We start from the raw sequence: 19,629 nt of genomic DNA on the forward strand, positions 1-19,629 counted from the left end.
CGATTCCAAGGATGTCCGAACCATTACCTGCCAAGGACTTCCCCACCCTCGCGGGAAGCCTTTGCCGCACTTTCTTCTGGAGGGCCCATGAGCCTTAACGATCTCAACACTTTCCCCGGCGTGACTGCCCAACCGGACCCAGCCACTGCCCGTTTCGTGTTCAACCACACCATGCTGCGGGTCAAGGACATCACTCGCTCCCTGGACTTCTACACCCGGGTCCTGGGCTTTTCCCTAGTGGAAAAACGCGATTTCCCCGAAGCCGAATTCAGCCTGTACTTCCTCGCACTGGTGGACAAGTCGCAGATTCCGGCCGACGCTGCGGCCCGTACCGAATGGATGAAGTCGATCCCCGGAATTCTCGAACTGACCCACAACCACGGCACCGAGAACGACCCGGACTTCGCCTACCACAACGGCAACACCGACCCGCGTGGCTTTGGTCATATCTGCATCTCGGTGCCGGACATTGTCGCTGCCTGCGAACGTTTCGAGACCCTGGGCTGCGACTTCCAGAAGCGCCTGAATGACGGCCGCATGAAGAGCCTGGCCTTCATCAAGGACCCGGATGGCTACTGGGTCGAGATCATCCAGCCGGCGCCGCTGTAACCCTTTGCCGGTACAGAGCCGGCCTGTGTAGGCGCTGGCCTGCCAGCGAACGCGTCCTCAACGGCGCAAGGCCCAAGGGCCTCTTCAGCGGCCAACCGACGCCTACCAGCACAGCAATAAAAAACCCCATGAGCCAAGCTCATGGGGTTTTGTTTTTTCAGCGGCCGATCAAGCCGGTGCTGATGTGCGGATCAAGTGATCGAATGCACTGAGGGAGGCCTTGGCGCCCTCGCCCACCGCAATCACGATCTGCTTGTAGGGCACTGTCGTTACGTCACCGGCAGCAAATACTCCAGGCAGCGAAGTCTCGCCACGGGCATCGACGATGATCTCGCCACGGGGCGACAGTTCCACCGCGCCCTTGAGCCAATCGGTGTTGGGCAATAGGCCGATCTGCACAAAGATGCCTTCCAGGTCCACCGTGTGGAACTCACCCGAATCGCGATCCTTGTAGGCCAGGCCGGTGACCTTCTGCCCATCACCCTTCACTTCACTGGTCAGGGCACTGGTAATGACCTTGACGTTGGCCAGGCTGTACAGCTTGCGTTGCAACACGGCATCGGCCCGCAGCTTGCTGTCGAACTCCAGCAAGGTTACGTGGCTGACGATACCCGCCAGGTCGATCGCCGCTTCGACGCCGGAGTTACCGCCACCAATCACCGCCACCCGCTTGCCTTTGAACAGCGGACCATCGCAGTGCGGGCAGAAACACACGCCCTTGGCCTTGTACTCCTGCTCACCCGGCACACCCATTTCACGCCAGCGGGCACCCGTCGCCAGGATCACCGACTTGGCCTTCAGGCTGGCGCCGCTTTCAAACTGAATCTCATGCAGACCGCCCACTTCCTTGGCCGGCACCAGGGCACTGGCACGCTGCAGGTTCATGATGTCGACGTCGTATTGCTTGACGTGCTCTTCGAGTGCCGCGGCCAGTTTTGGCCCTTCGGTCTCTTTCACCGAAACAAAGTTCTCGATGGCCATGGTATCCAGTACCTGGCCGCCGAAGCGCTCGGCCGCGACCCCGGTACGAATGCCTTTACGAGCGGCGTAGATGGCTGCCGCAGCACCGGCTGGACCGCCGCCGACCACCAGCACATCGAAGGCCTCTTTGGCGTTGAGCTTCTGCGCCTGCTTCTCTACCGCACCGGTGTCGAGTTTGGCGAGGATCTCTTCCAACCCCATGCGACCCTGGCCGAAGTTCACGCCATTGAGGTAGACACTGGGCACCGCCATGACCTTGCGTTCATCAACTTCGGCCTGGAACAGCGCGCCGTCGATCGCCACATGACGGATGTTCGGGTTGAGCACCGCCATCAGGTTCAGGGCCTGGACCACGTCCGGGCAGTTCTGGCAAGACAGCGAGAAGTAGGTTTCGAAGTTGAACTCACCTTTGAGCGAGCGGATCTGTTCGATCACTTCAGCGCTGGCTTTCGATGGGTGACCGCCGACTTGCAACAGGGCCAGCACCAGCGAGGTGAATTCGTGGCCCATGGGAATGCCGGCGAAACGCAGGCTGATATCACTTCCCGGGCGATTCAACGAGAACGACGGCTTGCGCCCATCGGTACCGTTGTCGAGCAACGTAATCTGGTTGGAAAGACTGACAATGTCTTTGAGTAACGCGAGCATTTCCTGGGATTTCGCACCGTCGTCGAGGGAGGCGACGATCTCGATCGGCTGGGTGACCCGTTCCAGGTATGACTTCAACTGAGCTTTAAGATTGGCGTCCAACATACGGGCGATTTCCATGTTCTGAATAAAGAGATGATTCGATAAAAAAAAACGCCCGAGCGAATCTCGCCCGGGCGTTTTGGGGGCGGTGCAGCTTACTTAGGTGCGGATCACCGCCCTGGAGTCAAACATGGACTTAGATCTTGCCGACCAGGTCCAGGGACGGAGCCAGGGTGGCCTCGCCTTCTTTCCACTTGGCTGGGCAGACTTCGCCTGGGTGCGCGGCAACGTATTGAGCGGCCTTGATCTTGCGCAGCAGCTCGGAAGCGTCACGGCCTACGCCGCCATCGTTGATTTCAACGATCTTGATCTGGCCTTCCGGGTTGATCACGAAGGTGCCGCGGTCAGCCAGACCGGCTTCTTCGATCAACACGTCGAAGTTGCGAGAGATGGCCAGGGTTGGGTCGCCGATCATGGTGTACTGGATCTTGCCGATGGCTGGCGAGGTGTTGTGCCAGGCAGCGTGAGCAAAGTGGGTGTCGGTGGAAACGCTGTAGATCTCAACACCCAGCTTCTGGAACTCGGCGTAGTTGTCGGCCAGGTCTTCCAGCTCGGTTGGGCAAACGAAGGTGAAGTCAGCCGGGTAGAAGAACACGACAGACCATTTGCCTTTCAGATCAGCGTCCGACACTTCGACGAATGCGCCGTTTTTGAATGCGGTAGCTTTGAACGGTTTAACTTGGCTGTTGATGATAGGCATCGTTGACTCTCCATCAGTGGTTGAAAACATTGGGTGAAAACTTGATGGAGAGAATCCTAACCAATGAGTCTCCGCTTGGCTCATTGGCAAACCTGATGCTACCGATTGGTTTTGGCTATCAGCCGACAGTATTAATAGAAGAAACCTCTGACTACTGGCGAACCGGCTTCGGATCAATCAGTGCCATCCCCATGAACGGGCTGGCCTCGACATAGCGCATGGCGGACTTCAGGTCCTTCCAGCCCACATAGCTCATCAGGGACTTGAGGTCCCAACCGCTGCGGTGGGCCCAGGTGGCAAACCCACGGCGCAGGGAGTGGCTGGTGTAATGCTCGGCGTCGATGCCGGCACGCTCCAGAGCCTGGCGCAGCAATGGAATCACGCTATTGGCGTGCAGCCCCTGTTCGCTCAGGTGGCCCCAGCGGTCGATGCTGCGAAACACTGGGCCGCGCACCAGTGCGGCGCCGTTGATCCACTCGACATAGGCCTGTACCGGACACAGACGCTGCAGCGCCGGCGTGTGAAAGGTGCGTCCCAGATTGTCGCGATCACCCTTGCTGCGCGGCAGATAGAGGCTGATGCCGGAACCGGCCATGGCTTGCACATCCTCGACCTGCAGGCGACACAGTTCATCACTGCGAAAACCCCGCCAAAACCCCAGCAGGATCAGGGCCCGGTCGCGGCGCGCTCGCAACAGGTCGGCCTGACGGCCTTCGGCGGCAGCGGCTGCACCCTCCTCGTCAAGCCAGGCAATCACCTGCTCCAGATGCTGCAACTGCAAGGGCTCGGCTTGTTTCTCGCGCACTGGATGCAATGCACGAATGCCCTTGAACACCTGGCGTACCACTGGCGCCTTGGTCGGATCGGCAAAACCCTGGCTGTTGTGCCATTGAGCCAGGGCAGAAAGGCGCAACCTCAGGGTGTTGATCGACAACTCCCCGGCGTAGGCCGCGAGATAACGGGCCACGCTCTCCGCCGTCGTCGGCAGGAACCCGCCCCACTGCCCCTCGAAATGCTCGATCGCCGCCCGATAACTGCGACGGGTGTTATCGCGGGTAGCGGCTTGCAGGTAACGCTCCAGCTCACTCATGACAGTTCAACCCCCGACAGATGTACGCCAGCGAAAAGACAAAGAAGCGCCGAACGCCCCATGACACTGGGTAATACTACAATATCCCAGGTCATATTTTCTCTATCTTGAAACTATACCTACCTGTACAATAATCAGTAATTACATACCATGTATCACAGTATTAAATCGTTGGAGGAGCCATGGCTCGCGGAGGCATAAACAAGGCGGTGGTGAAGAAAGCGCGTCAGGCGATTCTTGCCCGCGGCGAACACCCCAGCATCGATGCAGTACGCATAGAAATGGGCAATACCGGCTCGAAAACCACCATCCACCGCTATTTGAAGGAGCTGGATGACGGCACCAGCCGCCGAGATGCGGGCCCGGTGCCACTGGATGAGGAGTTGAGTGAACTGGTAGGACGACTGGCTCAACGCCTGCAAGAGCAGGCCCAGGAACCTCTGGAGCAGGCCCTCGCCCACTCCGAACAACAGAAGCAGGCCTTCGAGCAACAACTGGAGCAAGCGCGGCACACCCAGGAACAACTGCAGCAGCAGCTACAGATCCAGGCCAGCGCCCTGGCCGGGGAAAGTGCCGCCCTGCAAGACACCCGCTCCATGCTGCAGAGCGAACAAACCCGCAACGCCGAACTCAATCAGGCTTTGAAGGATTGCCACCTGCGCCTGGAAGACAAGGAGCAACAGATCCGCTCCCTGGAAGAAAAACACCTGCATGCAAGGGACGCTCTAGAGCACTACCGCGCCGCCAGCAAGGAACAACGCGAACAGGAACTGCGTCGCCACGAAGGCCAGATCCAACAGGTGCAGATGGAGCTGCGCCAGGCTCAGCAGAGCGCACTGGTACGCCAGGACGAAATCACCCAACTGCATCGCGACAACGAACGCCTGCTCAGCGAGCAGCGAGCCACCCACAAGGAGCTCAAGCAGGTCCAGGACGCAGCGAGCAAGAGCGCTGTATCGCAGGCACTGCTTAACGAACAACTGGCGCGCCAGGACAGCGCCGGCACCCTGCTTCAGGAACGCTTGCGCGTCGCCTCGGAGGAGATTCAGGCACTCAAGGAAAGAGCCGACAAACAGGCTCGATTGAGCAAGGAGATGGAGTTGCGCGCCACCAAGGCCGAGGCCGGCCTCGAGGCGCTGCGCCTGGCTGCGGCAACCAAGGCGCAGCCAGACACACCCGCGGACTCGTGATCAGTCCGCGACAGGGGTACGCATGGTAACGAACTCTTCGGCAGCCGTCGGATGCACCCCGATGGTTTCGTCGAAATCGCGCTTGGTGGCTCCCGCCTTCAGGGCGATCGCCAGGCCTTGGACGATTTCCCCGGCATCAGGCCCAACCATGTGGCACCCCAGCACCTTGTCACTGTCGGCGTCCACCACCAGCTTCATCAAGGTGCGCTCCTGGCAGTCGGTCAGGGTCAGCTTCATCGGCCGGAAGCGGCTTTCGAAAATCTGCACCTTGTGCCCCGCCTCGCGCGCCTGCTCTTCGGTCAAGCCAACGGTGCCGATATTCGGCAAGCTGAAGACCGCCGTCGGAATCATCCGGTAATCCACCGGGCGGTACTGTTCCGGCTTGAACAGACGCCGAGCCACAGCCATGCCTTCCGCCAGGGCCACAGGCGTCAGTTGCACACGCCCAATCACATCGCCAATGGCCAGAATCGACGGCTCGCTGCTCTGGTACTGATCGTCAACCTCGATAAAGCCGCGCTTATCGAGTTTGACGCCGGTATTCTCCAGCCCCAGGTTGTCGAGCATCGGCCGACGCCCAGTAGCGTAGAACACGCAATCCGTCACTAGCTTGCGACCATCCTTGAGGGTGACCTCCAGGCTGCCATCGGCCAGCTTGTCGATGCGCTCGATATCCGCATTGAATTGCAGCCCCAGGCCGCGCTTGGTCAGCTCTTCCTGCAAGTGCTTGCGCACCGCGCCATCAAAGCCACGCAGGAACAGATCACCGCGATACAGCAACTGGGTATCGGCACCCAGGCCGTGGAAGATCCCGGCAAACTCCACCGCAATATAACCACCGCCCACCACCAGGACACGCTTGGGCAAAGCCTTGAGGAAGAACGCCTCATTGGAACTGATGGCATGCTCGCGGCCGGGAATATCCGGAATCTGCGGCCAGCCGCCCGTGGCAATCAGGATGTGCCGGGCACTGTAGCGCTGGCCATTGACCTCCACCTGATGGGGATCGATCAACTTGGCATGGCCTTCGTGCAGGGTCACACCACTGTTGACCAGCAGATTGCGGTAGATGCCGTTAAGGCGATTGATTTCGCGATCCTTGTTGGCGATCAGGGTCGCCCAATCAAAGTCCGCCTCGCCCAGGGACCAGCCAAAACCCGAGGACTGCTCGAAGTCTTCAGCGAAGTGGGCACCGTACACCAGGAGTTTTTTCGGCACACAGCCGACGTTGACACAGGTACCGCCCAGATAGCGGCTTTCGGCCACCGCGACTTTCGCCCCGAAACCCGCGGCAAAGCGCGCGCAACGCACACCGCCGGAACCGGCACCAATTACATAAAGATCAAAATCGTAGGCCATTTCACTCTCCCAGGCAGGCTGACAAGCATAACCGCAGATGGCGATTGGGTCAGCGCAGAGGATCTACATAAGGACGACAAATGAAAAAGCCACCCGAAGGTGGCTTTTCCGACAAACCCGTGCAGCAGCTATCAGTACGCCTTACCGGTCTTGTAGAAGTTCTCGAAGCAGAAGTTGGTCGCGTCGATGTAACCCTCGGCGCCACCACAGTCGAAACGCTTGCCCTTGAACTTGTAGGCCATTACACAGCCGTTCTGCGCCTGCTTCATCAGGGCGTCGGTGATCTGGATTTCCCCCCCCTTGCCCGGCTCGGTCTGCTCGATCAGATCGAAGATATCCGGAGTCAGAATGTAACGACCGATGATCGCCAGGTTCGATGGAGCGTCTTCCGGTTTTGGCTTCTCGACCATGCTGTGAACGCGGTAGATGTCGTCACGGATCATCTCGCCGGCGATCACGCCATACTTGTTGGTTTCCTGCGGATCGACTTCCTGGATGGCCACGATCGAGCAGCGGAACTGCTTGTACAGCTTGACCATCTGGGTCAGTACGCCGTCGCCTTCAAGGTTGACGCACAGGTCGTCCGCCAGCACCACGGCGAAGGGTTCGTCACCGATCAGCGGGCGACCGGTAAGAATGGCGTGGCCCAGACCTTTCATTTCGGTCTGGCGAGTGTAGGAGAACGAGCACTCGTCCAGCAGTTTGCGGATACCGACCAGGTATTTTTCCTTATCGGTGCCCTTGATCTGGTTTTCCAACTCGTAACTGATGTCGAAGTGGTCTTCGAGGGCGCGCTTGCCACGGCCGGTCACTATGGAGATTTCAGTCAGTCCAGCATCCAGCGCTTCTTCAACGCCGTACTGGATCAGTGGCTTGTTCACCACCGGCAGCATTTCTTTAGGCATGGCTTTAGTCGCTGGCAGGAAGCGAGTACCGTAACCGGCTGCTGGGAACAAGCATTTCTTGATCATATGAGTCCTTAAAAAGGCTGTGCGTACGAGTTTCGGCGCAGTCTAATCAGGCGGCGTGCACCTTACAATGCCCCGCGCTGGCTAACCGCTGCCATCATAGAGAAATAAAGCGCCAGATAGTTCCGCAGCATCCTCTAGATAGCGCATGGCGTAAACCTTCATCACCTCACAGGGCTTGTAAACCGGTGCCTGAGCGCCTTGACCGGCCAAGTCGAGACGCTTTCCGGGCAAGCCCATAAGGGCACGCTCAATTGCATTTTCCACGCGACACTGATGGCACCTTCAATGGCAGCGAAATACCCCCGAAATGCCCGATTCAAGGTCCGTCATATCCAGGCGTGGCACTTTTCGCCAGCGCCCGCGGACTAAGGTGATGCGCTGTACCGAAATGGCCATTAGCTATAGCATCGCCACATCGATACCCACCCCCCCAAGACATCCCTCTTCCAGACGACGAAATCCCCATGAACAGACTTCTCGCAGTCACCGCTGTACTGGCTCTGACCGGATGCGCCACGGCTTCCAACACCTATCTGACCAATGGCGAACAAGGCCTGAGCATCGATTGCTCCGGGGAAGCCGGCTCCTGGGCCAGTTGCTATGAAAAAGCCGAAGCGTCCTGCGCCGGCACTGGCTATCAGATCGTCAGCACCGAAGGCACACCTGCCCCCAAGGAAAGTGACAAGACCCTGGGAGTCGACGTTGGCAACTACAAAAGCCGTAGCGTGATAGTCGTCTGCAAGTAGTGGGCGAACGCGCCACTACATGTGAATCTCGGCGAACTTGATGCCCAGGCCGCGAATGGTTTCAATCAGATCGTCAAGACGGGAAAAGGATTCCACCTCGTCGCTCTCATCCACCAGAAAGTAGCTGCGCCCGGCGCTCTTCTTGAAAAACACAATCCATTCCCCGGAATTGGCCGGGTTCTGAATCACGTGGGTGGCAGAGATCAAGCCCTCTGCATGCTTTTCCCTGACGTGTTCCCGCTTCATGCTTTCTCCCAAAAAGACGATGCCGCCAAGGTTTGAACCCGGGCGGCATCGTTGACGATGAGGGATAGTTTATCGGATGCCCTGGCCTATCAGCACGCCCTCTACCGTCTGACCGTACAAATTTACCCCGTCATTGGCGTGGAATTTGACTCGGGTCTTCTCGATGGAGCCCTCCACCAGGCGCGGATCCTGCGGCCGCTCGTGGCTGTTGACGAAGGCTGCCACGTCCCAGGCCTGCTGGTCGCTCAGGCTGCCGCCCTTGCCCAGTGGCATGTTGTGCTTGATAAAGGACGCTGCGGTATTGATCCGATGCATCCCCGCTCCCCAGTTATAGGAATCCTTGCCCCAGAGCGGCGGCATCACATAGTCCGTCCCGGCTTTCTGGCCCTGGCCTTGCTCGCCATGGCAGACCGCGCACTGCGCCTGATACACCGCCGCGCCCTGCTTGAGGTCATAGCCCTTAGCGGGCTGGGCCACATCGGGGTACCCCCTTCCAGGCAACTCCACACCCAGGGGCGCCTTGCTCGCCAACCAGTAGGCATATACCGACAGCGCGGTAATCTCCGGACTGTCCGCCGCCGGCGGCTTGCCACCATTCATGCTGAACTGGAAGCAGCCCTGCAAGCGTTCGGCAAAGGTGTTCACCTTGTCGTTCTTCTTGCGGTAGGCGGGGTACATCGGATAGGCGCCCCAAAGCGGCGCGGAGTTGGCCAGACGGCCCTGGTCAAGGTGACAGTTGCTGCAATTGAGCCCATTGCCCACGTACTGCGGCGCCAGGCGCTTGGTGTCGACAAACAAGGCATGACCTTCGCGCACCAGCCTGCCGTAGGCATTGTCCGGCAACTCACTCTCGGCCGGCGACTGGAAGTACTCGGCATGAGCGGAAGCGCTTGGCGCCGGTATCTGCGACTGATCTTCCATGGCAATGGAAGCCGCCTGCACTTGAACCGCAAGCAATGCCATCAACGATCCTGCAATCAATGGTTTCATGGCCGCGCCTCCTGAGGTTTCAAGCTGGCAAAGTAATCCGCCACTGCGGTGACTTCTTCAGCACTCAAGGACTTGGCAACATGCCCCATCAGGTCATTGGGGTCGTTGTGCCGACTGCCATCACGCCAGGCATTGAGTTGCGCCACCAGGTAGCCGGCCGGCTGCCCGGCCAGGGGCGGAAAAGCCACACCGACACCGACACCGCCAGGCCCGTGGCAACTTACACATTCGGGAACCTGCCGCTCCCAGGCGCCACGCAAGGCCAGGCGCTCACCGACGCCGCTGGCGACTTGACTACGGCCGACCGCTTGGGTTTTCGGCCCGGGCATGGCCGCGAGGGTGCCGGTCACGGCGCTGATTTCGTCTTCGCTCAATGCCTTGGCAAGAGGCTGCATGACCGGGCTGCTGCGCGCACCGCTGCGAAAGTCATGCAGCTGTTTGGCGAGATAGCCTGCCGGTAAGCCGGCAAGACGCGGGAACCCGGCGGGGGCGAGGCCCATCGCATCAGCCCCATGACAGGCCTGGCAGGCTGTTGCCCCTGGCTGGGTGCCGCCCTGGGTGAAAACTTTCTGCCCATCCACGGCGTGGGCAGATTGCACAAACAGCAGCATCAGGCCACTCAATAGCATTCGATCCAGTGGGATCATATGGACTCCATTATTCTAGTTATATGCTTAGACCCAGTCGGCATAAGCACACAAATAGTAGGGCAATCGATCCATAGCGACAATGCGAAATTGGTGCGGCTAGCTGTTGCTGCTCACCAGAGCAGTCAAAGGCCCTGGCAAGGCCCTGGGCTTGGGGTCAGCCAGAGATACAGGCCTCTCCTGCCTTGCGCACATCCTGTGGCCGCAGGGGGTTGTTGGACATTTGCTCGTGCAGTTTGATGCTACTGCCGCCCGAGCGTTCATCGATGTAGAACACCGCCGCCGGAGCCGCCGACAGGCTCTGGGGCACGATCACCCGGTAACCTTCCTTGCGCGGCTCGACCTGCAGTGCGCCACGGCTGTCGGAAAGCTTCCCGGACAGGCACTTGGCGTAATCCTGGGGCTTCTTGCCAGAGATGACGCTCAGGGTCGGCGGCGTCTGGTTGATATCCGAGACGGAGGCGCAACCGCTGATGGCCAAGGCCAGAACCCACACCCAGCGCTTCATATAAAATCTCCAATAAAAGTCCCTCCGACAGCAAAGGCGCTGTTTTTCTCCAGAGGCACGGCTTTATCGCCGATAAAAATCCAAATAACTGTTTTAAATTGTCAAAGCCCGAGGCTGGGGCCGAATAATAACCCTTTGGGCCTGATAAACTGCGCCATCGCCCACGCCAACGTTTTGTTTTTGTAGATATAGCCCTTCTGGAGGCGCCCATGAAATTCATCCACCAGCGCGAGCACCTGAACGAAGACGATATCGTCGTCATCGAATGCTCCCAGGTCTGCAACATTCGCCTGATGAGCGACGCCAATTTCCGCAGCTTCAAGAATGGCGGCCGTCACACCTATCACGGCGGAGCCTTCGACAAGTTCCCCGCCAAGATCACCGCCCCCAGCACCGGCTTCTGGAATATCACCATCGACACCGTCAACCGGCGCCCCATCAGCGTGACCCGCAAGCCGAACCTGACTCACTCGATCCGCATCATTCGTCGCTCCAGCTCGAAACTGCGCTAAGCCCCAAACTCCTCGCGACAACAGGTAGCCCCGTGCCCCAGACCACCAAGTACGTCATCAAATACAAGCTCAATGGTGAGCGCCGCTTCGAATTTGCCCAGCTTGAAAACGGCACTCAGGAAGAGGCCCTGGCCGCCCTGGAAGCCCTGCATGGCCAGTCCGACGACGTCATCAGCGACGTCAGCGTCAGCAAAGCGTTGTAGAGCCGCCCTCCCCGCGACCGATTCAAGCGCAAGCAACGGAGTGTTCAGCAGGCACCCCAGCCGCAGACTGGCCAGACTCTTACTGCCCAGGACACTCCCGCCATGCCCGCCTCATCGCTCCATGATCGCCTGCAACAACTGGATTGGGCCTGCATCGAACAGGCCCTCGACCAGGACGGCTGCGCCCGGCTCGAAGGCCTGCTGACGGTGCCGCAGTGCCAGGCCCTCAGCCGTCTCTACCAGAACCCTGGGCTGTTTCGCTCGAAAGTGATCATGGCCCGCCATGGTTTCGGCCGCGGCGAGTATCAGTACTTCGGTTATCCACTGCCAGACCCGGTGGCGCAGTTGCGCCAGTTGCTCTACCCGCGCCTTGTCGACCAGGCCAACCGCTGGAACCGCCTGATGAACATCGACGTTCACTACCCGTCGGAGCATTGCGCATTCATCCAGCGCTGCCATGGCGCCGGACAACTGCGCCCGACCCCACTGCTCCTGCAATATGGCCCAGGGGACTACAACTGCTTGCATCAGGATCTGTATGGCGAACACGTTTTCCCCCTGCAAGTGGCCTTCCTGCTCTCACAGCCGGGAACCGATTTCAGCGGCGGCGAACTGGTGCTCACCGAACAGCGCCCGCGCATGCAATCACGGCCGCAGGTCATTGGTCTGAAGCAGGGTGATGGCCTGGTATTCGCCGTGCATCATCGCCCAGTAGCCGGAGCGCGCGGGCCTTATCGAGTGACCTTGCGCCATGGTGTCAGCCGCGTTGACAGCGGCCAGCGCCACACCCTTGGAGTGATTTTTCACGATGCGTTGTAATGACGACGGGCCCGCCAACCTCGGGCTGTTCAGTGACAGCGACCTGCAACAGCCGGCCCGCATCGAAGCGCTGGGCCCACAATCCAGGGTCTTGCGCGGCTTCGCCCTCCCCTGGATCGAAGCACTGCTGCCTCAGCTCGACGCCGTGCTTGCCGCGGCGCCGTTTCGCCACATGATCACGCCAGGCGGCTTCACCATGTCTGTCGGTTTGAGCAGTTGCGGCCAATTGGGCTGGACCACCGACAGCAACGGCTATCGCTACAGTCCCATTGATCCGCAGAGCCAACGGCCCTGGCCGGCAATGCCCGAGGTGTTCCGTCAACTGGCGGAGATGGCAGCCGATGCTGCCGATTTCAAAGGCTTCAATCCCGACTCGTGCCTGATCAACTGCTACCGGCCCGGAGCGAAGATGTCCCTGCACCAGGACAAGAACGAGCGCGACTACAGCGCGCCCATCGTCTCCCTGTCCCTTGGTCTGCCGGCGATCTTTCTTTTCGGCGGCCAGCAGCGCGGCGACAAGAGCCAGCGGGTGCCGTTGCTCCACGGTGATGTGGTGGTCTGGGGCGGCGTCGATCGCCTGCGCTATCACGGGGTGCTGCCCCTCAAGGACGGCAGCCATTCCCTGCTCGGCCGGCAACGGATCAACCTGACCTTTCGCCACGCCGGCTGAGACGTGGAATTCAACCGCAAGCCCCGGAGTGCCGAACGGGGCCCGGGCCGTTAATCTGACCGCCACTCCCCGTCGAGCACCGACCATGAATGCCCTGACACGCAAACAACAGATTGAACAGGACCCACGTTGGCAGGCCGTGCTCAAACGCGACGCCAGCGCCGATGCCAGGTTCGTCTATGCCGTGCGGACCACGGGGGTGTACTGCCGTCCCAGCAGCCTGTCGCGCCTGCCGAAAGCGGAAAACGTCGAGTTCTTCGACAGCGCCCAACAGGCCGAAGCGGCGGGCTATCGTCCGAGCAAGCGTCAAGCCAGCGACCAGACCCAGGTCGCCGCGCACCATGCGGCGCTGGTGGCTGCCGCCTGCCGGCTGATTGAAGCTGCCGAATCGGCTCCCAGCCTGGAACAACTGGCGCAGCACGCGGGCGTCAGCAGCTATCACTTCCACCGGGTGTTCAAGGCTGCCACCGGGCTCACACCGCGGGGCTACGCCAATGCGCAACGCTCGCGCAAAGTCCGCGGCCATCTGCAAAGCGGACACTCGGTGACCACAGCGCTGTACGACGCCGGCTTCAACTCCAACAGTCGCTTCTATGAAGCCGCGGACCAGTTGCTGGGCATGAAACCCAGCGACTACCGCGCCGGTGGGCCCAACACCGATATCCGCTTCGCCGTGGGCCAATGTTCCCTGGGAGCGATCCTGGTAGCCCAGAGTCACCGGGGTGTCTGCGCCATCCTCCTGGGGGACGACCCCAACCCGTTGGTGGAGGAACTGCAAGACACCTTTCCCCGGGCCAACCTGATCGGCGCCGACGCTGATTTCGAACGCCTGGTCGCCCAGGTCGTGGGCTTTGTCGAAGCGCCAGCCCTCGGCCTGGACCTGCCCCTGGACCTGCGCGGCACCGCATTCCAGGAGCGGGTGTGGCAGGCCCTGAAAAGCATTCCCGCCGGCAGCACCGCCAGCTACGCCGAGATTGCCCAGCGCATTGGTGCCCCCAAGGCCATGCGTGCGGTGGCCCAGGCCTGCGCGGCCAACACCCTGGCGGTGGCGATCCCCTGTCACCGGGTGATACGTAGCGACGGCAATCTTTCAGGCTACCGCTGGGGAGTGGAGCGCAAGCGTCAGTTGCTGGAACGCGAGACGCCATCCGAGGCCTGAATCCCGATGTAGATCGCCACCGAATCGGCGCTGGTATAAACCTCAAAGTCCGTAGCGAAGGCGCGCTGCACCTGCGGGTTGTCCTGGAAGTAGGCCCAGATCAGGCCCCAGGTCTGGATCACGCAATCGGGCATCGCGCCCTTGGCGCTGAACACCAGATAATCACCGCCCTGGATGTCCACGTTGGGGTAGTCCGCACAGGCACTCGTCACTGCCACACCGGCGGTCACATCGAAATGCCCCGAAGCGTCGGACTCGTAATTGGAATAGACGCCATAGACGAAAGAGTCCGCCTGACGAGGGCCGATTTTGTCGAACAGGCCATCGACATAAAAGCGCTGCCACATCGGTCCGATCCTGGCACTGTCCGCCTGCTGCTCTTCGACATTGAGGGTGCGAACTTGCAGGCCTGCGACGCTGAAGGGCAATACTTCGCGCAGTTTTACTTCCATGATCAAGCTTCCTTACGCCGCGATGAGGGAAAATATCCGCCGCAGTCTAGCGTCGGATCAACCTCCGCGACAGCCACCCTGCCACCGCGGTAAATGCCTGTGTTTGAGCCCACCCGGGAAAAGTCAGCTGGCCTAGGGCGCCCCTCTCCTGCTAAAAACCATCGCCTGCCTCGTCCAATCCTGCCGCCGGAGAACCATGCACATGAGCCAATGGACCGATAGTCGCCTCCTCGATCTGCTGGGCATCGACCTGCCCATCATTCAAGCCCCCATGGCCGGCGCCAACGGCTCCGCCATGGTGATTGCCGTGTCCCGGGCCGGCGGCCTGGGCTCGTTGCCATGCGCCATGCTCACCCCGGAACAGATTCGCCAGGAAGTGCAGGTCATTCGCTCGGCCACTCGGCACCCGCTGAACCTGAACTTCTTCTGCCATCAGGTGCAAGCCGTGGACAGCGAACAGGAGCGCCGCTGGAAGAACGCCCTGCAACCCTACTACCGGGAACTGGGCGCCGACTTCGATGCGCCAACCCCGGTCAGCAATCGGGCGCCCTTCGACGAAGCCGGTTGCCAGTTGGTGGAAGAGCTGCGGCCCGAGGTGGTGAGTTTTCACTTTGGATTGCCGGAGCCGGCGCTGCTGGCCAGGGTCAAGGCTACCGGGGCCAGGGTGCTCTCGTCGGCCAGCACCGTGGACGAAGCCTTATGGCTCGAAGAGCGCGGCTGCGACGCGGTCATTGCCATGGGCTACGAAGCCGGTGGTCACCGGGCGATCTTCCTCAGCGACGACCTCAACAGCCAGGTGGGCACCATGGCCCTGGTGCCGCAGATCGTCGATGCGCTGAAGGTACCGGTGATCGCCGCCGGTGGCATCGGCGACGCCCGAGGCATTGTCGCGGCCCTGGCGCTGGGCGCGTCGGCGGTACAACTGGGCACCGCTTACTTGTTCACTCCGCAAGCCCACATCAGCGCCGCCCATCACCGGGCCCTACGTACCGCCAAGGAAAGCCAGACTGCGCTGACCAACCTGTTCACCGGCCGCCCTGCCAGAGGCATCGTCAACCGGGTGATGCGCGAAATCGGTCCCATCAGCCCCCTGGCTCCGGCATTTCCCCGAGCCGGCGGAGCATTGCTGCCGCTGAAGGCCAAGGACGATGCCGACTTCGCCAACCTCTGGTCCGGCCAGGCCCTGCGCCTGGGGGTGGAGCTGCCAGCCTACGAGTTGACCCTGCGCCTGGCCGAACAGACCCTGGCGCAGCTCAAGCGGCGCTGACCGCCCGGCGCCGCGACCGTGATCGCGGCGCCGGGTGCTGCACCGGTTAATGTGCCGGTTGCAGCCCATTGCCAGCGAGGCCTGCAGCACAGTTCCGTTCATCGAGAATTCGCTATATATTTCGCTATACAGCGATAAGCCCTGCCATGGGTGCAGATTCCCTCCAAGCATTCGCTGCCCAACGCGTCCTTCCCCCCAATGGAGCTGTTCGATGAACCTTCGTGCCTCAGGTTTTGCCCCGACTTGCCTCGCTGGCCTGCTCGCCCTCTTCGCCTTCGGCTCGGCCCAGGCCGCTGAAGTCCAGGTGGCGGTCGCTGCCAATTTCACCGCACCGATCCAGGCCATCGCTGCCGACTTCGAAAAAGACACGGGCCACAAGCTGGTGGCCGCTTATGGTGCCACCGGGCAGTTCTACACCCAGATCAAGAATGGCGCGCCTTTCGAAGTCTTCCTCTCCGCCGACGACAGCACCCCGCAGAAGCTCGAAAACGAGGGTGATATCGTCAAAGGCTCGCGCTTCACCTACGCCATCGGCACCCTGGCCCTGTGGTCGGCCAAGGACGGCTACGTCGATAGCAAAGGCCAGGTGCTCAAGGACAACCAGTACCAGCACCTGTCCATCGCCAACCCCAAGGCGGCGCCTTACGGCCTGGCCGCGACCCAGGTGCTGGCCAAGCTGGGCCTGACCGACAAGGTCAAGGCCAAGATCGTCGAGGGCCAGAACATCACCCAGGCCTATCAGTTCGTCTCCACCGGTAATGCCGAACTGGGTTTTGTCGCCTTGTCGCAGATCTATAAAGACGGCAAAGTCACCAGCGGCTCAGCCTGGATAGTCCCGGCCCAGATGCATGATCCGATCAAGCAGGATGCGGTGATCCTCAACAAGGGCAAGGACAACCCGGCTGCCAAGGCGCTGGTTGACTACCTCAAGGGGCCCAAAGCCGGCGCTGTCATCAAATCCTACGGCTATCAACTGTAAATGACCCTTTCGAGTGCCGATTTTTCCGCCATCTGGCTGACCCTTAAACTGGCGTCCCTGACGACCCTCATCCTGTTGGTCATCGGCACTCCGATTGCGTTGTGGTTGTCGCGCACCCGCTCCTGGTTGCGCGGGCCGATCGGCGCCGTGGTGGCATTGCCCCTGGTATTGCCACCGACGGTGATAGGTTTCTACCTGCTGCTGGCCCTCGGGCCCAACGGCTTTTTCGGCCAGTTCACCCAGTCCCTGGGGCTGGGCACCCTGACTTTCAGTTTCAGCGGCCTGGTGCTGGGGTCAGTGATCTATTCCATGCCTTTTGTGGTGCAACCACTGCAAAACGCCTTTTCTGCCATTGGCAGCCGTCCCCTGGAGGTGGCCGCCACCTTGCGTGCCAATCCCTGGGACACCTTTTTCTCGGTGATCCTGCCCCTGGCGCGGCCGGGCTTCATCACCGCCTCGATTCTCGGCTTTGCCCACACCGTCGGCGAGTTCGGCGTGGTGCTGATGATCGGCGGCAACATCCCTGACAAGACCCGGGTGGTCTCGGTGCAGATCTACGATCACGTCGAAGCCATGGAGTACGCCCAGGCCCACTGGCTGGCCGGAGCCATGCTGGTGTTCTCGTTCCTGGTGTTGCTGGCGCTGTATTCCAGCCGCAAGACCAAAGCAGGCTGGAGCTGAATCGATGAGCATTCACGTCAAGCTGCACCTGGGCTACCACGATTTCGCCCTGGACCTCGACTTGCAACTGCCGGGGCGCGGCGTCACGGCGCTCTATGGCCATTCGGGCTCGGGCAAGACCACTTGCCTGCGCTGCATAGCCGGCCTGGAAAAGGCCGGGCATGGGCGGATCCAGATCAACGACGAAATCTGGCAGGATAGCCAGCGCAAGCTGTTCGTCCCGCCCCACAAGCGCTCCCTGGGTTATGTGTTCCAGGAAGCCAGCCTGTTTCCCCATCTGTCGGTCCAGGCCAACCTGGAATTTGGCCTGCGCCGCATCCCCAGGCTGCAGCGCCGGGTGGACATGGCCCAGGCCACCGAGTTGCTGGGTATCGGCCACCTGCTCCAGCGCCACCCGCAGAACCTTTCGGGCGGCGAACGCCAGCGCATCGGCATCGCCCGAGCCCTGCTCACCAGCCCACGGCTGTTGTTGATGGACGAGCCCCTGGCAGCCCTGGACTCGAAACGCAAAAGTGAAATCCTGCCCTACCTGGAACGACTGCACGACGAGCTGGATATCCCGGTGCTGTACGTCAGCCACTCCCAGGATGAAGTGGCGCGCCTGGCCGACCATATCGTCCTGCTCAGTGACGGCCGCGCCCTGGCCAGCGGCCCCATCGGCCAGACCCTGGCGCGACTGGATCTGCCCCTGGCTCTGGGGGATGACGCTGGCGTGGTGGTGGAAGGCCGGGTCAGCGACTATGACGCGACCTACCAACTGCTGACCCTGCAACTGCCCGACAGCCAATTGCAGGTGCGTGTGGCCCACCAGCCCCTGGCGCTGGGCAAGTCCCTGCGCTTCAAGGTCCAGGCCAGGGACGTCAGCCTGAGCCTGCAGGCCAGCGAACACAGCAGCATTCTCAATCGCCTGCCGGTAACCGTCAGCGACGAGATTCCCGCCGATAACGCCGCCCACGTCCTGGTGCGCCTGGACGCAGCCGGCACCCCTCTGCTGGCACGCATCACCCGCTACTCCCGGGACCAGCTCAACCTGCACCCCGGGCAGCAACTCTGGGCGCAGATCAAAGCGGTGGCAGTGCTGGCATGACACTGGACAACTCAGCCCTGCGGCATACGCGAAGAACCGGCACCGATCGCCTGAGCGTCAGGCTGAAACGCGCTTGAATATAAAAAGAAACAAGTACAGTAGAAAGCGTTCGATTACTTCATCGTAGTTGCCCGAAATGCTCGGCCCATCGAGCAACTACGACTAATACCAGCACTGTTTCAGAAGGAAATCTTTCAGACAGTAAATTCAACCATTCCGCCATTCAAGTGATACATAGCACCGACTATTTTTATTTTTCCTTCTTTTTCCAGTTGGCTCAGTATCGAACTTTCCTGACGAATTTCATTGAGGGTGTTCTGCACGTTGGTCTTGGCCACTGCATCCACAAACTCATCATTCTTACTGCTGCGTTCTCCGGAATACTTAGTTGCACCGATTGCCGGTTTGATCTTGTTCAGCAGCCCGGTCAGGCTACCCAACTCGACATTATCGATAGCACCTTTGACGGCGCCGCATGCGGTATGCCCCATCACCAGAATGACTTTGGCGCCGGCGGCCGCACAGGCGAATTCCAGGCTGCCGATCAGGTCACTGTTGGTGACATTCCCGGCTATACGGGCATTGAAGGTATCGCCAATCCCGGCATCCAGAATGATCTCCGCCGGCGCCCGCGAGTCAATGCAACTGAGGATGACCGCTGCAGGAAATTGCCCAGTCGCACTGGCTCTCTTCTGTGCCAGGTAGTCGTGCTGATCCATTTTTCCGTTGCGAAAACGCAGGTTGCCCTCCTTCATGCCGGCAATGATCTGATCCGGCGTCATGTTGTCGCGCTCTTCCTTGGTCAAGGACGCGGCATAGGAAAAACTTGATACACCCAGCCCCGCCCCTGCAACAATACTGACAGCAGTCAACCCTAGTGCTGTTTTCAACACCGTGCGCCTACTATTGGACAAGCATTCTTCACAATCATTACCAATGTTATTCTGCATGCCAGCTGCCTCAAACAATAAGTTTCAGAGATCCACCGCTTGAATTAAAGTTCGCACCCCAAC

23 protein-coding genes are annotated in these 19,629 nt (G+C 60.5%); 12 read left to right on the forward strand and 11 right to left on the reverse strand.

What is annotated here, in order from left to right; all coding sequences use genetic code 11:
* Positions 1-87: 87 nt before the first annotated feature.
* Complete coding sequence (gene gloA, locus ACSSVC_RS21185; protein ID WP_492611322.1) at positions 88-609, forward strand: lactoylglutathione lyase; 522 nt, start codon at positions 88-90, stop codon at positions 607-609.
* A gap of 168 nt (positions 610-777) precedes the next feature.
* Here the strand turns inward: gloA and ahpF are convergent, their stop codons facing one another.
* The 3 genes from ahpF to ACSSVC_RS21200 form a co-directional block, all read right to left on the reverse strand.
* Complete coding sequence (gene ahpF / locus ACSSVC_RS21190) at positions 778-2,343, reverse strand: alkyl hydroperoxide reductase subunit F (RefSeq protein WP_492611323.1); 1,566 nt, start codon at positions 2,341-2,343, stop codon at positions 778-780.
* A gap of 133 nt (positions 2,344-2,476) precedes the next feature.
* Positions 2,477-3,040: an alkyl hydroperoxide reductase subunit C gene (gene ahpC, locus ACSSVC_RS21195; protein ID WP_011061677.1), complete on the reverse strand. Its 564-nt coding sequence runs from the start codon at positions 3,038-3,040 to the stop codon at positions 2,477-2,479.
* 151 nt (positions 3,041-3,191) lie between these two features.
* Positions 3,192-4,130 (reverse strand): site-specific integrase, encoded by a 939-nt coding sequence (locus tag ACSSVC_RS21200; protein ID WP_492611324.1) that lies wholly within the window; start codon positions 4,128-4,130, stop codon positions 3,192-3,194.
* A 182-nt stretch (positions 4,131-4,312) separates the two neighbouring features.
* On the opposite strand from ACSSVC_RS21200, the gene ACSSVC_RS21205 reads away from it, so the two are divergent.
* Positions 4,313-5,320, forward strand: a complete 1,008-nt coding sequence (locus ACSSVC_RS21205; protein WP_492611325.1) for a DNA-binding protein — start codon at positions 4,313-4,315, stop codon at positions 5,318-5,320.
* On the opposite strand, the gene gorA is transcribed toward ACSSVC_RS21205, so the two are convergent.
* Both gorA and galU read right to left on the reverse strand, forming a co-directional pair.
* Positions 5,321-6,679: a glutathione-disulfide reductase gene (gene gorA / locus ACSSVC_RS21210; protein WP_404937027.1), complete on the reverse strand. Its 1,359-nt coding sequence runs from the start codon at positions 6,677-6,679 to the stop codon at positions 5,321-5,323. It lies immediately after the preceding gene.
* A 131-nt stretch (positions 6,680-6,810) separates the two neighbouring features.
* Positions 6,811-7,650, reverse strand: coding sequence for a UTP--glucose-1-phosphate uridylyltransferase GalU (gene galU, locus ACSSVC_RS21215; RefSeq protein WP_003182953.1), 840 nt, complete (start codon positions 7,648-7,650; stop codon positions 6,811-6,813).
* A 464-nt stretch (positions 7,651-8,114) separates the two neighbouring features.
* On the opposite strand from galU, the gene ACSSVC_RS21220 reads away from it, so the two are divergent.
* Positions 8,115-8,396, forward strand: a complete 282-nt coding sequence (locus ACSSVC_RS21220; protein WP_102863257.1) for a hypothetical protein — start codon at positions 8,115-8,117, stop codon at positions 8,394-8,396.
* Between the two features lie 15 nt (positions 8,397-8,411).
* Here the strand turns inward: ACSSVC_RS21220 and ACSSVC_RS21225 are convergent, their stop codons facing one another.
* The 4 genes from ACSSVC_RS21225 to ACSSVC_RS21240 form a co-directional block, all read right to left on the reverse strand.
* A complete protein-coding gene (locus ACSSVC_RS21225) occupies positions 8,412-8,642 on the reverse strand; it encodes a hypothetical protein (protein ID WP_102863256.1) in 231 nt (76 codons plus the stop codon).
* Positions 8,643-8,711: 69 nt separating this feature from the next.
* Entirely contained in the window at positions 8,712-9,563 is an 852-nt protein-coding gene (locus tag ACSSVC_RS21230; RefSeq protein ID WP_430962747.1) for a c-type cytochrome, read from the reverse strand.
* A 65-nt stretch (positions 9,564-9,628) separates the two neighbouring features.
* Complete coding sequence (locus tag ACSSVC_RS21235) at positions 9,629-10,279, reverse strand: c-type cytochrome (protein WP_346635435.1); 651 nt, start codon at positions 10,277-10,279, stop codon at positions 9,629-9,631.
* A gap of 157 nt (positions 10,280-10,436) precedes the next feature.
* Positions 10,437-10,787 carry a hypothetical protein gene (locus ACSSVC_RS21240; RefSeq protein WP_346635436.1) on the reverse strand — a complete coding sequence of 117 codons (351 nt, stop codon included), beginning with the start codon at positions 10,785-10,787 and terminating at the stop codon, positions 10,437-10,439.
* 209 nt (positions 10,788-10,996) lie between these two features.
* Here ACSSVC_RS21240 and ACSSVC_RS21245 point away from each other — a divergent pair, with 209 nt between their 5' ends.
* The 5 genes from ACSSVC_RS21245 (at position 10,997) to ada (ending at position 14,150) form a co-directional block, all read left to right on the forward strand.
* The gene (locus ACSSVC_RS21245) at positions 10,997-11,299 is read left to right on the forward strand and encodes a DUF1883 domain-containing protein (protein WP_011061687.1); all 303 of its coding nucleotides are present in this window, start codon (positions 10,997-10,999) and stop codon (positions 11,297-11,299) included.
* 32 nt (positions 11,300-11,331) lie between these two features.
* Positions 11,332-11,502 (forward strand): hypothetical protein, encoded by a 171-nt coding sequence (locus ACSSVC_RS21250; protein WP_317068900.1) that lies wholly within the window; start codon positions 11,332-11,334, stop codon positions 11,500-11,502.
* Positions 11,503-11,604: 102 nt separating this feature from the next.
* Positions 11,605-12,321 carry a 2OG-Fe(II) oxygenase gene (locus ACSSVC_RS21255; RefSeq protein WP_492611326.1) on the forward strand — a complete coding sequence of 239 codons (717 nt, stop codon included), beginning with the start codon at positions 11,605-11,607 and terminating at the stop codon, positions 12,319-12,321.
* Positions 12,311-12,991, forward strand: a complete 681-nt coding sequence (gene alkB, locus ACSSVC_RS21260; RefSeq protein ID WP_492611327.1) for a DNA oxidative demethylase AlkB — start codon at positions 12,311-12,313, stop codon at positions 12,989-12,991. Before ACSSVC_RS21255 ends, alkB begins: the two co-directional genes overlap by 11 nt.
* Positions 12,992-13,076: 85 nt before the next feature.
* Positions 13,077-14,150: a bifunctional DNA-binding transcriptional regulator/O6-methylguanine-DNA methyltransferase Ada gene (ada, locus tag ACSSVC_RS21265; protein ID WP_492611328.1), complete on the forward strand. Its 1,074-nt coding sequence runs from the start codon at positions 13,077-13,079 to the stop codon at positions 14,148-14,150.
* Here the strand turns inward: ada and ACSSVC_RS21270 are convergent.
* Complete coding sequence (locus tag ACSSVC_RS21270; RefSeq protein WP_446440345.1) at positions 14,114-14,602, reverse strand: GyrI-like domain-containing protein; 489 nt, start codon at positions 14,600-14,602, stop codon at positions 14,114-14,116. The two genes, ada and ACSSVC_RS21270, sit on opposite strands and share 37 nt — an antisense overlap.
* Before the next feature lie 202 nt (positions 14,603-14,804).
* On the opposite strand from ACSSVC_RS21270, the gene ACSSVC_RS21275 reads away from it, so the two are divergent.
* The 4 genes from ACSSVC_RS21275 (at position 14,805) to modC (ending at position 18,616) form a co-directional block, all read left to right on the forward strand.
* Complete coding sequence (locus tag ACSSVC_RS21275; protein WP_346635440.1) at positions 14,805-15,869, forward strand: NAD(P)H-dependent flavin oxidoreductase; 1,065 nt, start codon at positions 14,805-14,807, stop codon at positions 15,867-15,869.
* A gap of 211 nt (positions 15,870-16,080) precedes the next feature.
* Positions 16,081-16,848, forward strand: coding sequence for a molybdate ABC transporter substrate-binding protein (modA, locus tag ACSSVC_RS21280; RefSeq protein ID WP_346635441.1), 768 nt, complete (start codon positions 16,081-16,083; stop codon positions 16,846-16,848).
* Complete coding sequence (gene modB / locus ACSSVC_RS21285; protein WP_346635442.1) at positions 16,849-17,529, forward strand: molybdate ABC transporter permease subunit; 681 nt, start codon at positions 16,849-16,851, stop codon at positions 17,527-17,529. It begins immediately after the preceding gene.
* A 4-nt stretch (positions 17,530-17,533) separates the two neighbouring features.
* Positions 17,534-18,616 carry a molybdenum ABC transporter ATP-binding protein gene (gene modC, locus ACSSVC_RS21290; protein ID WP_346635443.1) on the forward strand — a complete coding sequence of 361 codons (1,083 nt, stop codon included), beginning with the start codon at positions 17,534-17,536 and terminating at the stop codon, positions 18,614-18,616.
* A 194-nt stretch (positions 18,617-18,810) separates the two neighbouring features.
* On the opposite strand, the gene ACSSVC_RS21295 is transcribed toward modC, so the two are convergent.
* The gene (locus ACSSVC_RS21295) at positions 18,811-19,566 is read right to left on the reverse strand and encodes a carbonic anhydrase (RefSeq protein WP_446440342.1); all 756 of its coding nucleotides are present in this window, start codon (positions 19,564-19,566) and stop codon (positions 18,811-18,813) included.
* Between the last annotated feature and the right edge of the window lie 63 nt (positions 19,567-19,629).

This window comes from Pseudomonas sp. E1BtOHC1 (genome assembly GCF_058744285.1).